The organism is Variovorax sp. LG9.2 (assembly GCF_035018885.1).
Lineage (GTDB): Bacteria > Pseudomonadota > Gammaproteobacteria > Burkholderiales > Burkholderiaceae_C > Variovorax.
On record NZ_JASJXB010000015.1, the window covers coordinates 1 to 15,108 of the forward strand.

Here is a 15,108-nt window from a genome sequence, read left to right on the forward strand (position 1 = left end):
CGCTGCAAAGCTCAATCGTTTTCAGGCCACTTCAGGCCCCAGTCCTTGATGACATCCTTCACGCGCCGATCGCCATCAGGCACCGGCTTGAGATCAGCGGCACGAAGGCCATCCCAGCAGTCAGCCCCTCGAAGTTACCGCGTCAACAGGGTTAAGCCTGACCCTTCGGTCGAGACAGAAAGCCGCCGCAGGCGGACACTCCGGCAAAGCTTTCGGAGACTTCCATGTTGCGCACGATCACGGCGTTGGCACTGGCGACTGTTCTTCCACTCAGCGTTACGGCGGCTGAGACGGCACGCGTAAAACCGCAGGGCAAAGCGCCACGAACGCATGCCGCTGAAAAAGGCTTTGCGAAGCCTCCCGCAGCCGATCCGAATGCCTTTGCTGCTGCCCTCGGAACCTATCCCGCCAAGGTCGAATATGCATCCAACGATGCGCCTTTCGTGGTGTTCGATGTCTCTCCCAGAAAGCTGGAGCCGACAGCTGGCGCCGCTGACCCCAGGGAGGCGTCGCTGATGTTCGTCGCGACCGACGTGTTGAGTTACGTGAATGTCTTCATGTATTCGACTTCAGCGCAAAGCGAGCCAAAAGATGTGCCCGGTCGCACGGCCTGCGGCAGCAAGACTCCCGGCCACTACAGCTGCGCAGTGCCGCTCGGGGCCGCACTGGCGCAACTGAAAGGCGGCGATGGCATCGTCGGCCTCCGCATCGAAACCGAAGGGCTCGATGGCGACCGCAGCACGGTCAGGGTGACATTGCCGGTGAAGGCGGCATCGCAAACTACGCTGCCCGCACCGTCGGCGCCAGGCCAGAACAACACGCCGAGTTACCGGCACGCACTGAGCTTCATCGTCGACCGCGCCAGCGACGTCAATCGCCCAGCAGTTCACCGATAGGCTGGAGGTCTTCGACGCGGTCGCAGACGGCCTTGAAGACCATCATGATCGGGATGCCGAGCAACAGGCCCCACACGCCCCACAGCCAGCCCCAGAAGATCACACCGACGAAGACGGCGAGCGGGTTCATGCGACTGGTGCGGCTGGTCAAAAACGGCAGCAGCAGATTGCCGACGAGGGTGTGGATCACCAGCGAGACACCGCCGATCACGAGCGCCATCTGGATGCTGTTGAACTGCAAAAAGGCGACCAGCCCCGCTGCGCCCATGACGATCACCGAGCCGATGTAGGGGATGAGATTGGTCACAGCGGCCAGGATGCCCCACACCGCGGCATTGCCAAGCCCCAGCGCCCAGAACGACAAGCCGGTCGCCAGGCCGACCAATGCGCTGGTGAAAATCTGGACGAGCAGGTAGCGCTCGATCTGCTTGGACATGTCGTCCAGCACGTGCACGGTGATCTTCTTTTTCTCCAGGCTCGGTCCGGTGATCTTCACCAGCTTGCGCCGGAATGTATTGCCCGACCCGAGCGCAAAGAACGTGAGAAACACCACCAAGGTGAGCTGCCCGGTTGCCGATAGCAGCCCGACGGTCCCGGTCCACATGTAGTCCCGCACATTGAACGCCGGGCGCTCGACGACCACGCGCGTGGCGCCGGTTCGGCTTGCGACCTTGGCCGAATTTTCTTCGGCTGCCCGCTCCAGTTGCGAAGCCGCCTGCTGCACGCTGTCGAGTGGCGTGCCGGTGCGCGCGGCTGCGCCCTGACGCACTTGCGCCCGCAGCTTTTGCGCCGCAAGGGGAAGCGAGTCGACAAGCTGTAACGCGCTACCGGCGAGGGAATAGGTGGTCCATGCGATCGCACCGCCCAATATCAACAGAATTGCGGCTGCACCGAACCAGCGAGAAATTTTTATCCGCTCGAGTCGCGTGACGAGCGGCGCCAGAGCGTAGGTGAGCAGCAGGCTCACCATCAGCGGAATGAACACCGCGGAAGCCCATTGCAACGCAAAAACCGTGGCCAGCACGGCCAGGACCACGAGCGAGGCACTGCGCACATCGACCGGCATGTGAAGCAGCACGCGCTCACCGTTTTTCTTCGCTCCCTCAGTAGAACTCGGTGCCTCAGGCGGTGGCCCCATCAGCGGTTCCAGCGCCGCCTCGATGACTGCCGGCAGTTCGACCGGAGACTCGTCTGCGGCGTGCGGTGTCACGGTGCTTCCTTCATCGCCTCGCGCACGGCACTGAGTTGCCGTCGAGACACGACGACCGGCTCTGGAATGCCTTCGAGGCGCAAGGCCCAGCCGTCGATGTCTTCACCGTCGTCGTACTTCTCGAGTGCGCGAATGGCCGCACGCGACACCAGCGCGTTGCGGTGCACGCGCACGAAGCGGTCGGCGTAGCGCTCTTCGAACTCGACCAGCGAACCGTCCAGGATATGGCTGCGTGTGGCGGTGCGCACCGTCAGGTATTTGTACTCCGACTTGAGGTACAGCACCTCCGACAGCGGCACGCGTTCGGCACGGCCGCGGTCCTGGATCAACAACGTTTCTTGCGGCGCCTCGGGCTGTTGTCCGCGGCGGTCTTTCAGGTAGCGCTCGACTTTTTGCAGCGCTTGCTGGAGGCGCTCGACGCGCACCGGCTTGGTGAGGTAGTCGACGGCATCGAGCTCGAAGGCGGTTACCGCATGCGCAGCGTGCGCGGTCACGAACACCACGGCTGGCGCGTCGCTGCGCGCCTTCAGGCTGCGCGCGACTTCGAGTCCGTCGATGCCCGGCATGTGGATGTCGAGCAGCACCAGGTCGAGGGGCGTGTTGGCCAGATGCTGCAGGGCTTCCGCGCCCTGTGCCGCTTCCGCAACCACTTCGGCGCCCGGCTCAGTGCACTCGCCGAGCAAGGTGCGCAGACGCGATCGTGCGAGCGCTTCATCGTCGACGATGAGAGTCTTCAAGTTCATCGGTTCGTCTCGCTTGCGGCGCTCTTGGAGTGGCGTCCGTTCATGAAAGTCAGTCGGCTTCCGCCGGAATGGCGATGCGCACGCGGTAATTCTGCTGATCGAGCCCGGCGCTGAACTGCGCCTGCATGTCGTGCAGCAGGCGCAACCGGTCGCGCACGTTGTCCAGCGCAATGCCGTGGCCGCGCGGCAGGGGCTGGTCGGCCCAACGCAACGGCGGCAGGCTGTTGATGACCTCGATCACCACCATGCTGCCGCGCCGTTCCGTGCGAATTCGCAGCTTGGCGCCGTCCGGACTGGGCTCGACGCCGTGCTTGACCGCGTTCTCCACCAGCGGCTGCAGCAGCAGGGGCGGCAGGCGCGCGCCACTCGCTGCCGCATCCAGATCCCAGCGAATGCGCAAGCGATTGCCGAAGCGCACCTGCTCGATCGCCAGATAGCGCTCGGCCAGCGCGATCTCGTCGGCCAGCGTGACCGACTCCCGTGGCTCGGCCAAGGCTTGCCGAAACAGCTCGCTCAGGTCTTCCAGCATCGCTTCGGCTTTGGCCGGCTCGTCGCGTACGAGGGCGATCGCACTGTTCAGCGTGTTGAACAGGAAGTGCGGTCGAATGCGCGCTTGGAGTTCTTCGAGTCGTGCCGTGGTGGCGGCCGGCGTGCGACCACGGGCGCGCAGAACCAGCGTCACCATCACCACCGCAGCGAACAGCCCACCGGCCAGCACGCTGGCGATCCACGGCGCCGACGCCAGCACGCCGGTCAGGCGCAGCAGGCCGCAGCCATAGAGCGCCGACAGCGAACCAAGCAAGCTGCCGACAGCGTACTGCGCGGGCCGTGGCAGGCGTCCGAGCACCTTCTTCAAGGCACAGGCCAACACCAGCCACAGCAACGTGGCCGGCAACGCGCCCCCCGTGACCGTAGCCGCCAAGGTGAGCCAGTCGGCCGGAGTCGGTGCAACGAAGAGCGTGGCAATCGCCACCACCGCTTCGACGAAAAGCACGGCCCGCAGCACCACCCCGATCTGGCAGGCGTCGAACAGCGCAGCGCCACCGTTCGGCGCTCTTCCCGCCGACCGCGCTGCAGAGGCCATTGCGGACGCACGCGTCTTCATGAGCGTTGCCGCTGCGGTTTTGGGAGAGGTGCCCGATAAAATCGACGGGTTGCGCATCGCAGAAACGGTGGGTGACTAACCCATTATTGCCTCCCGGCACGCCCCTCGACAGGCCCGTATGACCCAAAACCAACTCGACAAGAAATCCGAAGCCTGGTCGGCTCTCTTCTCCGAACCCATGAGCGATCTGGTGAAGCGCTACACCTCCAGCGTGTTCTTCGACAAAAGGATGTGGGAGGCTGACATAGAGGGGTCGCTGGCGCATGCTGCAATGCTCGCCGCACAAAAGGTCATCGGCGCGCAGGACCACGCCGCGATTCAAAGCGGGATGACACAGATTCGTGCCGAGATCGAATCCGGCGCTTTCGAATGGAAGCTGGACCTCGAAGATGTGCACCTGAACATCGAGGCACGCTTGACACAGCTGGTCGGAGATGCGGGCAAGCGCCTTCACACCGGCCGCAGCCGCAACGACCAGGTCGCGACCGACGTGCGCCTGTGGCTGCGTGGCGAGATCGACCTGATCTCCGCCCTGCTGATCGAATTTCAGAAGGCGCTGGTCGACATTGCCGACAAGAATGTCGAGGTCATCCTGCCTGGCTTCACCCATTTGCAGGTGGCCCAGCCGGTGAGCTTCGGCCACCACATGCTGGCCTATGTCGAGATGTTCGCCCGCGATGCGGCCCGCATGCTCGACGTGCGAAAGCGCGTCAACTGGCTGCCGCTGGGCGCCGCCGCACTGGCCGGTACCAGCTACCCGCTCGATCGCGAGATGGTCGCTAAGACGCTCGGTATGGTCGACGAGCACGGCCATGCCAACGTCTGCCAGAACAGCCTCGACGCAGTGAGCGACCGCGACTTTGCGATCGAGTTCACCGCTGCGGCCAGCCTGTGCATGGTGCACATCAGCCGCATGAGCGAAGAGCTGGTGTTGTGGATGAGCCAGAACTTCGCGTTCATCCAGATCGCCGACCGTTTCACGACCGGCTCGTCGATCATGCCGCAGAAGAAAAACCCGGATGTTCCCGAACTGGCGCGCGGCAAGACCGGCCGCGTGGTCGGCCATCTGATGGCGCTCATCACCCTGATGAAGGGCCAGCCGCTGGCCTACAACAAGGACAACCAGGAAGACAAGGAACCGCTGTTCGACACGGTCGACACCTTGAAAGACACGCTGCGCATCTTTGCCGAAATGATCGGCGGCATCACCGTCAAACCGGAGGCGATGGAAGCCGCTGCGCTGCGCGGCTACGCCACCGCGACCGACCTCGCCGACTATCTGGTGAAGAAGGGCCTGCCGTTTCGCGATGCGCACGAAACCGTAGCGCACGCGGTCAAGGCGGCCATATCGCACAAGGTCGACTTGTCGGAGTTGCCACTCACGGTGCTGCAGCAGTTCAACCCGAACATCGAAAAAGATGTGTACGACGTGCTGAGCCTGCGCGGCTCGCTCAACGCACGCAACACGCTCGGCGGCACGGCCCCGGTGCAGGTGCGGGCGCAAATCGCAAGGCACCGCGCACGCCTGGGCTGATCACCTTCAAAGCGTCGCGTTTGCACGCCTCGGTGCAACATGTGGCACGCTGAATCCGACACGCAAGCCCGCTCGTACCTTCTACATGACGCCCCATGTTCGACAATTCGCCAATGACAGCACTCAGCCCCGACGCCGAACTGATGGCGTTGATCGACCGTGTCGGCCAGCGCGACGAGACGGCATTGCGCCTTCTGTATGACCGCACCGCGCCCAAACTCTTCGGGCTCGCACTGCGCGTCGTGCGCCAGCGCGAGTGGGCCGAAGACGTGGTGCAGGAGGCTTTCATGACCATCTGGCGCGTTGCGGGCGACTACCGTGCCACGCTGAGCCCGCCGATGGCGTGGATGGGGCTGATCGTGCGCAGCCGGGCGCTCGACCTGCTGCGCAAGCGCACCGCCGATCGCGCCCATCTCACGCAGGAGTTCGACGAGATCATGGAGGGCACGATGCAGTCGGATGCGCCGGACCCTTCCGCGATAGCCGATGCGAGCGAGCAGGCGTGGGCCTTGCATCAGTGCCTGAGCCAACTCGAAGGCCGGCAACGCGAGGTGGTGAGCCTGGCTTACCTGCGCGACTTGAGCCACAGTGAACTGGCCGAGCAGCTCAAGCTGCCGCTCGGCACCGTCAAAACCTGGATTCGCCGCGGCCTCGAGAAGCTGCGCGTCTGTATGGGCCGCTTCGCCTGAAGCAAAACATGAGACGCACAGGGACTTATCCATGAACCTTTCTTCGCATCCTGAATTGCTCGAGCTGCTGGCTGCAAGCCACGCGCTCGGCACGCTGCGTGGCGGCGCCCGGCGCCGTTTCGAATCGATTGCGCGGGAGCAGGCACCAGTGCGCGCCGCGGCGCTGGTCTGGCAGAGCCGCCTGTCCAGCATGACCGAGTTGCAGGCATCGGTCACGCCCGACCCCGCTGTGTGGACACGCATTCGCAACATGATCGAGGCCGAACAAAGCGATCACGCCATGCAACGGCAGCGATCTGCGGCTGCAGCCATCCCGGCGGCTGTCGGTCCGGTCGGCTGGCTGCGCAGCCTGGCGTTGTGGCGCAGTGCCGCGGCCGCTGGCGCTTTGGCCACGGTGCTGGCGGTGGTCGTCGGCATCAACCTGCGCGATGAGCTGCGCAATGCGCCGGCCGTGCAGTACGTGGCCGTGCTGCAAGACGACAAGTCCGCCGCGTCGATGCTCGTCACCTTCGATCCAAAGAGCCGTCAGCTGGTGCTGCAGCGCGTGGGCAGCTACCAAACAGCCGCCGACCACTCGCTGCAACTCTGGGCCTTGCCACCGGGCGCCGCGCCGCGGTCACTCGGCGTGCTGGGCGACCAGCCGGCCCTGAAGCTCGCGGCCTCGGCATCGGAGATGCAGGCCGTGCCGACACTGGCGATCACCCTGGAGCCGCGAGGCGGCGTGCCACCCGGCAGCGGACCGACCGGCCCGGTGCTGTTCAAGGGTGCGCTGATCGAGAAAATGCTGTGATGCGATGCGCTTGATCGCGCACGGGCAGCGACTGAAGCTGCAGCTTGCCCTGTCGTTCTCGTGCGCATTCCTGCTGGGCGCGACGAATCTCTACGCGCAGCCCGTCACCAAGTCCATCGCGGACGCAGCCGCAGCAGATGCGGCGGTTACTGCCGCCGAGCAAGCCACGGCCACGCAATCCTTGGCCGCGCACGCACGGTGGCGTCAGGAGCTGGACGCTATCGCAGCCGCCGACCACGCACAACCGCCGCCGCTCGAGGGTGTGGTGTTCGTCGGCAGCTCGACCATCCGCCTGTGGCCGCATCTGGCGCAAGACTTTTCGCAGGTTCCCAATGTGATCCAGCGCGGCGTGGGCGGCTCGACACTGGCCGAGCACAGCGTGCTCGAGCATCAGCTCGTCGGCCAATACAAACCGAGGCAGGTGGTGGTCTATGCTGGCGACAACGACCTCGTCGAAGGCCAAACGCCGCTGCAAGTGCTGCACAGCTTTGCGCGTTTTGCCAATGCGGTGCGGGCCGACGCCCCGGATGCGCGCATCACCTTCATTTCGGTCAAGCCGAGCCCGTCGCGCGAGAAGGTCTTGCCGCAGGTCCGCGAGACCAACAACATCGTCTCAGCGTATCTGCGCACGTTGGGCAACAGCGATTACGTCGACGTGTTCACTCCCATGCTGGGTGCCGATGGACGCCCGCGAACCGAGCTCTTTCGCGGCGACCAGCTGCACATGAACGCGACCGGCTATGCGCTGTGGCAGTCGCTCATCGCTTCGCATCTGGTGCCGCCGGATTCTGCAATCGTGACATCGCCGACGGCAGCCGCGCCGCCGCGTTGACGGCTGACTTGCGCCGGTCCCAGCGCAACACCGCCCACGCCACCGCGTAGAGCCAGCCGAACACCGCGAGCAACAACAAGGCGTCGCCCCACCAGGGCCGGGCGGTCTGGCTGTCACCGTAGAAAGCCAGCACCGTGAGCACCGCGACCAGGTGCGCGCAAAAAACCGGCAACGACGCGGAGCCCATCGCCTCGAGCCATCGAAAGCGCGGCAGGCGTTCGATGATGGCGGGCCCGAAGCGCACCGCGAGGATGCCCAGCGCAGCCAGGTCGAGCAGGCGCAGCGGGCCGAGCTGCCACTTGTCGAACAGCAGGTTGAGTTCGACATCGCCGCCAAAAGGCGCCTGCCCGTGCGCGCCGAAGTGCCGCCACACCAGGCCGTACAGCGCGACCACCGCCGCGAGCGACACCAGCCATGACGGAAAGCGTAACGGCCTGGCATCGGGCGCGTTGCGGCTGGCGCCCAGCCACAGCCCGGTAAACCACAGGAACTGCCAGCCGAAGGTGTTGAACGCGCCCATTTCCTGGAACGGCACCGGCAAGCCCGTCCAGTGCACGGTGAAGGCATAGATCCATTCGCTCAGCCCTAACTGCGCAAGCACCCAGAGCGCCGTGCTCATCGCCATCACGCCGAGCCAGCCGTGGCGCAGGCCGAAGGCCATGACCCACGGGCTCAACAGCATGAAAAAGATGTACATCGGCAAGATGTCGAGCAGCGCCGGTTCGTAGATCAGCAGCAGGCTGTAGATGAAGCCTCGATGCGGCTGCGCGAGGTAGTACGACACCAGGTTCTTCACCGCCGCCTGGTCGATGCGCAGGCTCACCGCGGTGATCACGAAGAACAGAAACAGCAGCGTTGCGGCTTGGCTCAGATAAACCTTGAGCGCGCGCTTCCAGAAGGCACGCCGCATCGGATCCACGCCCTGGCTGTAACCGATGCGGCTGTACACCAGCCCCGACACAAAGGCCGACAACAGCACGAAACCCTCCGCCGCAGAGACAAAACCGAAAGGCTGGCCGAGCGGGTCGGTGAGCCGTGTCGGCAAGTGGGTGACGGTCATCAGCACGAGCATCAGCCCGCGCAGTGCATCGATTTCCCAGAGGCGTTTCATTGGTCGCGTCGATTGTATGAATCGGCTACGCTGCGGCCCACAAAGAGGGAGGAACCCGATGAACCGATTGCTTTCCAAATGGGCGCTGGGCACAGGCGTCTCGCTGGCCATGATGGCGTTACCCGCCCACGCGCTGCAGATCAGCAGTCTCACGCCCCAAGGCGAAGTGGCGCGTGTGCGCCAGATCGTCGCCAAGTTCGATCAGCCCGCAGTCAAGTTCGGCGACCCCAAAGCACCCGCGCCGCTCGTGGTGAGTTGCACCGACGCCGCCGCAGGCAAGGGCACCGGTCGCTGGACCGGCGAGAAGCAATGGGTCTACGACTTCGAGAACGATCTGCCGCCCGGCGTGCGCTGCACGGTCACGCGCATCGCCGATTTCAAGTCGGGTACCGGGGCCGACCTGACCGGCCCGGAGCGCTACCAGTTCAACAGCGGGGGCCCGTTCGTGCGCAACGTGCAGCCGAGCTACGGAAAGATCGACGAGCAACAACTCTTCGCGCTCGAACTCAGCGGCCCGGCCACGCTGGCCAGCGTCCGCCAGAACGTCTGGTGCGCAGTCGATGGCGTCGGTGAACGCGTGCCGGTGCGCCTGATCGAAGGGGCAGACCGTACCGGCCTGCTCAAGTCGTTCGGGCAGGACAAGGCCGCCGAGAAGGAGCCGCTGCGCTTCGTCACGATGCAATGCAACCGCACGTTGACGCCGGCAAGCCGCGTGCAGATCGTCTACGGCAAAGGCGTGGCGACGCCGTCGGGCATTGCCAACACGATCGAAAAGCGATTCGCCTTCGAAGTGCGCGAACCGTTCGCGGTGTCGTTCACCTGCGAGCGCGAGAACGCGCAGGCGGCCTGCCTGCCGTTGCGCCCGATGGAATTGCGCTTCAACGCGCCGGTGGCGCGCAAGCTGGCAATGCAGATCACGATGAAGGGCCGCGACAAGACCCTCATGCCGAAGGCCGACGAGGACAACGCCGACGACGATACGGTGGTCGAGTCCGTCGCCTTTGCGCCGCCTTTTGCCGAGAGCACGCCCTTCACCATCGCGCTGCCCGCGAAGTTCGTCGATGCATCGGGCCGCGCGCTCGCAGCGCCGGGCAGCTTCCCGATGAAAACGGCCACTGGTCTGATGCCGCCACTCGCCAAGTTCGCCGCCTCGCCCTTCGGCGTGATCGAGCGCTTTGCCGAACCCGGCGGTGTGGCGCTGATGCCGGTGACGGTGCGACGTGTCGAGCCCGCCCTGCGGGTCAACGCTTTGACGCCTGGCAAGGTCAGCGACATGAACCCGCAGACCGATGCCGAGATCATCGCCTGGTATCGCAAGGTCAGGTTCTACGACAACAGCTACACGGTCGACCGCAAGCTGGCGCGTGCCGACACAAAGGGTGCGCTGCCCAAGGTGATCGACAAGGACGAAAAAGACAACGTGCAGACGCGCATGCTGTCGCTGCTCAGCGGACAAGTCGGCGTGAAGACGCTCGACATGCCGAAGACCGAAGGCGGTGATCCTCGTCCTTTCGAAGTGATCGGCATCCCGCTCACGCCGGGCTTCCACGTGCTGGAGATCGCCTCTCAAAAGCTGGGTGATTCGCTGCTCGACGAGCGCTATGGCGCGGGCCGCACGATGTACGTGCGCACCACCGCGCTGGCCACCAATCTGGCGGTGCACTTCAAGCTCGGCCGCGAGAACGCGCTGGCCTGGGTGACAACGCTCGACAAGGGCCAAGTCGTCGCCAACGCGAAGGTGCGCGTGTCCGATTGCCGCGGCAAGGAAGTCGCGACCGGCACCACCGATGCGAGCGGTGTCGTCACGCTGAAGGGCATCTCGCCGGACGCGCCGAAGTGCAACGGCGCCGGGAGCATTGACGGCAACAGCGACGGCAACGACTACGGCACCGGCGCCTATTTTGTCAGCGCACGCGCCGGCGACGATCTCGCCTTCACCTGGACCGACTGGCAGCGCGGCATCGAGCCCTATCGCTTCAACGTACCGACCAGCCTGCAGGCCGAGCCCGATCGCGTGGCCCACACCCTTTTCGACCGCACGCTGTTGCGCGCCGGCGAGACGGTGTCGATGAAGCACCTGATGCGCACGCAGACCAGCGCCGGCTTCGGCGTAACGGACGACCTGCCCGACACGCTGGTCATCACCCACGTCGGCAGCGGGCAGGACTACGACCAGCCGATCACCTGGCGCAAGACCGCGACGGGCGGACGCAGTGCAGAGAACACCTTCGCCATTCCGCCAGCGGCCAAGCTCGGGCTGTACACAGTGGCGCTTTCGGGTGGAAAAGCAAAAGTCGGAAAGTCCGGCGGCGAGAGCGACGACGACAGCCGCGCCCTATCGACCGGCTCGTTCCGCGTCGAAGAGTTCCGCCTGCCGGTGCTCGAAGGCCGGGTCACGCCGACCGACAAGAAGCCGCTGGTCAACGCGACCACGGTGCCGACCGACGTGCAGATCAACTACGTGGCGGGCGGCGGCGCGGCCAACCTGCCGGTGCGCGTGTCGGCGCTGGTGCGTGGCAAGAACCTAAGCTTCGGCGACTACGACAGCTTTACCTTCACGCCGCCGCAAAAACAGGACGCTTCGGCCGCCGGTGCCGATGAAGAAGCCGACGCATCGCAAGACGCGCGCGTCATCGCGGACAAGCTGCCGGTGACGCTCGACAAGAACGGTGCCGGCAAGGTGACGGTCGACAAAGTTCCTAAGAACATCGCACCGCGCGAACTGCTGCTCGAGGCCACTTACGCCGACCCGAACGGCGAGGTGCAAACCATCCGCAGCACGCAGACCCTGTGGCCCGCCGCAGTGATTGCCGGCGTCAAGACCGAGAGCTGGATCTCGGTCGGCCAGAAGCTCAAGTTCCAGGCACTCGCACTCGACCTGAGCGGCAAACCGCAAGCCGACGTCGCGCTCGACGTCAAGGCCGTCGCGCGCATCACGACCAGCAGTCGGAAGCGCATGGTCGGCGGCTTCTATACCTACGACAACAAGACCGAAACCAAGGATCTTGGCACCGTGTGCAGCGGCAAGAGCGACAGCCGTGGCCTGCTGCTGTGCGATGCATCGCTGACCGAGCCGGGACGTGTCGAACTCATCGTCAGCGCAAAGGACAAGGATGGCAACGCCAGCGTCGCCGCCAACTCGGTGTACGTGACCAAGCAGGGAGAAATCTGGTTTGGCGGCGAAGACAACGACCGCATCGACGTGCTGCCCGAAAAGAAGAGCTACCAGCCGGGCGAGGTCGCCAAGTTCCAGGTGCGCATGCCATTCCGCTTTGCGACCGCGCTGGTCTCGGTAGAGCGGGAGGGCATCATCGAAACGCACGTGGTTCAACTTAACGGGCAAGACCCGACAGTGAGCCTCACAGTCAAGTCCGAGTGGGGACCGAACGCCTATGTGAGCGTGCTCGCGTTACGCGGCCGCCTGCGTGAAGTGCCGTGGTACAGCTTCTTCACCTGGGGCTTCAAGGCGCCGCGCGAGTGGTGGACCGCTTTTTGGTACGAGGGCAAGGAGTACGTCGCGCCGACGGCGATGGTCGACCTGAGCAAGCCGGCCTATCGACTGGGCCTGGCCGAGATTCGTGTCGGCACGCGTGCGCACCAGATCGACGTGAAGGTGACGAGCGACAAGCCGAGCTACCCCGTGCGTGGCAAGGCGCAAGTGACCATCACAGGCAAGCTGCCCGATGGCAAACCGGCCGCAGGCGCCGAAGTGGCCCTGGCCGCGGTCGACCAGGCGCTCCTCGAACTGATGCCCAACGACAGCTGGAACCTGCTCGAAGCGATGCTGCAACGGCGCAGCTGGGGCGTGAGCACCTCGACGGCGCAAATGGAAATCGTCGGGCGCCGGCACTACGGGCGCAAGGCCGTGCCGGCCGGCGGCGGTGGCGGCAAGGGCGCAGCGCGCGAGCTGCTCGACACGCTGCTTTTGTGGAACCCGCGCGTGGTGCTGGATGCCAACGGCCAGGCCGTGGTGACGGTGCCGCTCAACGATGCGCTGACGACCTTCCGCATCGTCGCGGTGGCCGATGCAGGCACCGGACTTTTCGGCACGGGCCAGACCACGGTCCAGGCCACGCAAGACCTGCAGATCATCAGTGGCCTGCCGCCGCTGGTGCGCGAAGACGATCAGTTCCGCGCGCAGTTCACCCTGCGCAACACCACGCAGAAGCCGATGAAGGTCGAGGCGGCACCGCGTGCGACGTTGCTCACGCTGGCGCCGCAAACGGTCGACATCCCCGCCGGCGAATCGCGTGAAGTCGCGTGGATGGTGACCGCGCCGGCGCAACTCGCGCAAACGCGGGCCGAGGCGATCCTGTGGGAGATCGAGGCCAGGGACATCACCGCCGGCAGTACCGGCAGTACCGGAAACAGCGCCGCACGCGATGCATTGAAGGTGCGGCAACGCATCATTCCAGCGGTGCCGTTGACGGTGCAGCAAGCGACGCTGGTCCAGCTCGATGGGCCCTTCACGCTCGACGTCGCGATGCCTGCCGACGCCTTGCCCGGCCGCGGCGGGTTGAAGATGTCGTTGCAACCCAAGCTGGCCGAAGGCCTGCCCGGCGTGCGCGACTATTTCGCCAACTACCCCTTCATTTGTCTCGAGCAGAAGACCAGTAAATCGGTCGGACTGCGCGACGGCAAGCTGTGGCAAGGCGTGGTCGCGCAGATCCCGAGCTACCTCGACAGCGACGGCCTCGCCAACTACTTTCCGCCACGCGATGGCGAGGCGAATCGCGGCAGCGACATCCTCACCTCGTACCTGCTGGCGGCGACGCAGGAAGCAGCTGCGCTCAACCCTGCCTTCGCCTTGCCCGACGACGTCGCAGCGCCGATGCTTGCCGGCTTGATCGCCTTCGTCGAAGGCAAGATCCAGCGCGAGTTCTGGAGCCCGCGCAAAGACCTGGATGTGCGTAAGCTCGCGGCGCTCGAGGCGCTGTCGCGCTATGGCAAGGCGCAGGGCCGCATGACGACCAGCATCACCATCGCGCCCAACCAGTGGCCGACCAGCGCGGTCATCGACTGGATAAACATCCTGAAGCGCGTGGCCGATGTGCCGCAGCGGCAGCAGCGCCTGGCCGAAGCAAATAACGTGCTGAAGGCGCGCCTCAGCTACCAGGGCACCAAGCTCATCTTCAGCACCGAGCAGGACGACTACTGGTGGTGGCTCATGACCAATGGCGATGTCAACACCGCGCGCCTGCTGTTGAGCGTGATGGACGACCCGGCATGGAAAGACGACATCGGCAAGCTGGCCAACGGCTTCATCGGCCGCCAGCAGAACGGTGCCTGGCACACGACCACCGCCAATCTGTGGGGCGGCCTCGCGCTGGAGAAATTCTCCAAGGCCTTCGAGAGCGCGCCGGTGACCGGCATCACCGCGGCGACGCTCGGCACCATCAAGGCGCAGGTCGACTGGAGCAAGGTCGAGCGTGTGAAAGCGAGCGATGCGGCCGGCGTACCGAACCAAAGGACGTTCTTCGGCGCGCCCGCCTCGCCTGGCAACCTGCGCAACAACAGCATGTTCCTGCCGTGGCCGGCAGCGACACCAGCAGTCGCCGGCGCAGCCGCAGAGGCAGTCACGCCTGCTTCGCACGACACGCTTCTGGTGACGCAGCAAGGCACCGGCAAGCCGTGGCTCACGCTGCAGTCGATCGCCGCGGTCCAACTCAAGGCGCCGTTCGCGGCCGGCTACCAGATCAAGAAGACCATCACGCCGGTCGAGCAGGCCACGCCGGGCGTCTACACCCGCGGCGACATCCTGCGCATCGCCCTAGAAGTGAACGCCAGTGCCGGCATGACCTGGGTCGTCATCAGCGACCCGATTCCCGGTGGCGCGACCATCCTCGGCGGTGGCCTCGGCCGCGATTCGCAGATCGCCACGCAAGGCGAAAAGAAGAACGGCGCGGGTTGGGCGGCTTTTGAAGAACGCAGCTTCGAAGCCTTCCGCAGCTACTACGAGTACATGCCGAAGGGCGTGGTCAAGATGGAGTACACCGTGCGCCTGAACAACGTCGGCGACTTCGCGCTGCCGCCAAGCCGCGTCGAGGCGATGTATGCGCCCGAGATGTTCGGCGAAATGCCGAATGCGCGGGTGAAGGTGGAACAAGCGAAGTAAAAGGTTTACATCCGGCACCGGTCCGGACCGGAGAGCCAGCAGAAAGCAGAAAGGCTTTCTGTTTCAACTCCCCGAACCGTGAC

Annotated in this window: 10 protein-coding genes; 6 read left to right on the forward strand and 4 right to left on the reverse strand. The window is 65.1% G+C overall.

What is annotated here, in order from left to right:
- The first annotated feature begins 224 nt into the window (after positions 1-224).
- On the forward strand, positions 225-896 hold the full coding sequence (locus QN413_RS16005; protein WP_323497576.1) for a hypothetical protein: 672 nt from the start codon (positions 225-227) through the stop codon (positions 894-896).
- Here the strand turns inward: QN413_RS16005 and QN413_RS16010 are convergent.
- The 3 genes from QN413_RS16010 to QN413_RS16020 are packed head-to-tail and all read right to left on the reverse strand — an operon-like array spanning position 871 to position 3,954.
- Entirely contained in the window at positions 871-2,106 is a 1,236-nt protein-coding gene (locus QN413_RS16010) for an AI-2E family transporter (RefSeq protein ID WP_416352193.1), read from the reverse strand. The two genes, QN413_RS16005 and QN413_RS16010, sit on opposite strands and share 26 nt — an antisense overlap.
- Positions 2,103-2,849 (reverse strand): LytTR family DNA-binding domain-containing protein, encoded by a 747-nt coding sequence (locus QN413_RS16015; protein ID WP_323497577.1) that lies wholly within the window; start codon positions 2,847-2,849, stop codon positions 2,103-2,105. Before QN413_RS16015 ends, QN413_RS16010 begins: the two co-directional genes overlap by 4 nt.
- A gap of 49 nt (positions 2,850-2,898) precedes the next feature.
- Positions 2,899-3,954 carry a sensor histidine kinase gene (locus QN413_RS16020; RefSeq protein ID WP_323497578.1) on the reverse strand — a complete coding sequence of 352 codons (1,056 nt, stop codon included), beginning with the start codon at positions 3,952-3,954 and terminating at the stop codon, positions 2,899-2,901.
- Between the two features lie 118 nt (positions 3,955-4,072).
- Here QN413_RS16020 and argH point away from each other — a divergent pair, with 118 nt between their 5' ends.
- From argH to QN413_RS16040, 4 genes are all read left to right on the forward strand, one after another.
- The gene (gene argH, locus QN413_RS16025) at positions 4,073-5,488 is read left to right on the forward strand and encodes an argininosuccinate lyase (protein WP_323497579.1); all 1,416 of its coding nucleotides are present in this window, start codon (positions 4,073-4,075) and stop codon (positions 5,486-5,488) included.
- Between the two features lie 95 nt (positions 5,489-5,583).
- Positions 5,584-6,177 carry a sigma-70 family RNA polymerase sigma factor gene (locus QN413_RS16030; RefSeq protein ID WP_323497580.1) on the forward strand — a complete coding sequence of 198 codons (594 nt, stop codon included), beginning with the start codon at positions 5,584-5,586 and terminating at the stop codon, positions 6,175-6,177.
- A 31-nt stretch (positions 6,178-6,208) separates the two neighbouring features.
- The gene (locus QN413_RS16035) at positions 6,209-6,967 is read left to right on the forward strand and encodes an anti-sigma factor domain-containing protein (protein ID WP_323497581.1); all 759 of its coding nucleotides are present in this window, start codon (positions 6,209-6,211) and stop codon (positions 6,965-6,967) included.
- Between the two features lie 4 nt (positions 6,968-6,971).
- Complete coding sequence (locus tag QN413_RS16040; RefSeq protein WP_323497582.1) at positions 6,972-7,799, forward strand: SGNH/GDSL hydrolase family protein; 828 nt, start codon at positions 6,972-6,974, stop codon at positions 7,797-7,799.
- On the opposite strand, the gene opgC is transcribed toward QN413_RS16040, so the two are convergent.
- A complete protein-coding gene (gene opgC, locus QN413_RS16045; protein WP_323497583.1) occupies positions 7,726-8,910 on the reverse strand; it encodes an OpgC domain-containing protein in 1,185 nt (394 codons plus the stop codon). The genes QN413_RS16040 and opgC overlap by 74 nt on opposite strands.
- 58 nt (positions 8,911-8,968) lie before the next feature.
- On the opposite strand from opgC, the gene QN413_RS16050 reads away from it, so the two are divergent.
- Complete coding sequence (locus QN413_RS16050) at positions 8,969-15,025, forward strand: alpha-2-macroglobulin family protein (RefSeq protein WP_323497584.1); 6,057 nt, start codon at positions 8,969-8,971, stop codon at positions 15,023-15,025.
- Positions 15,026-15,108 lie beyond the last annotated feature (83 nt).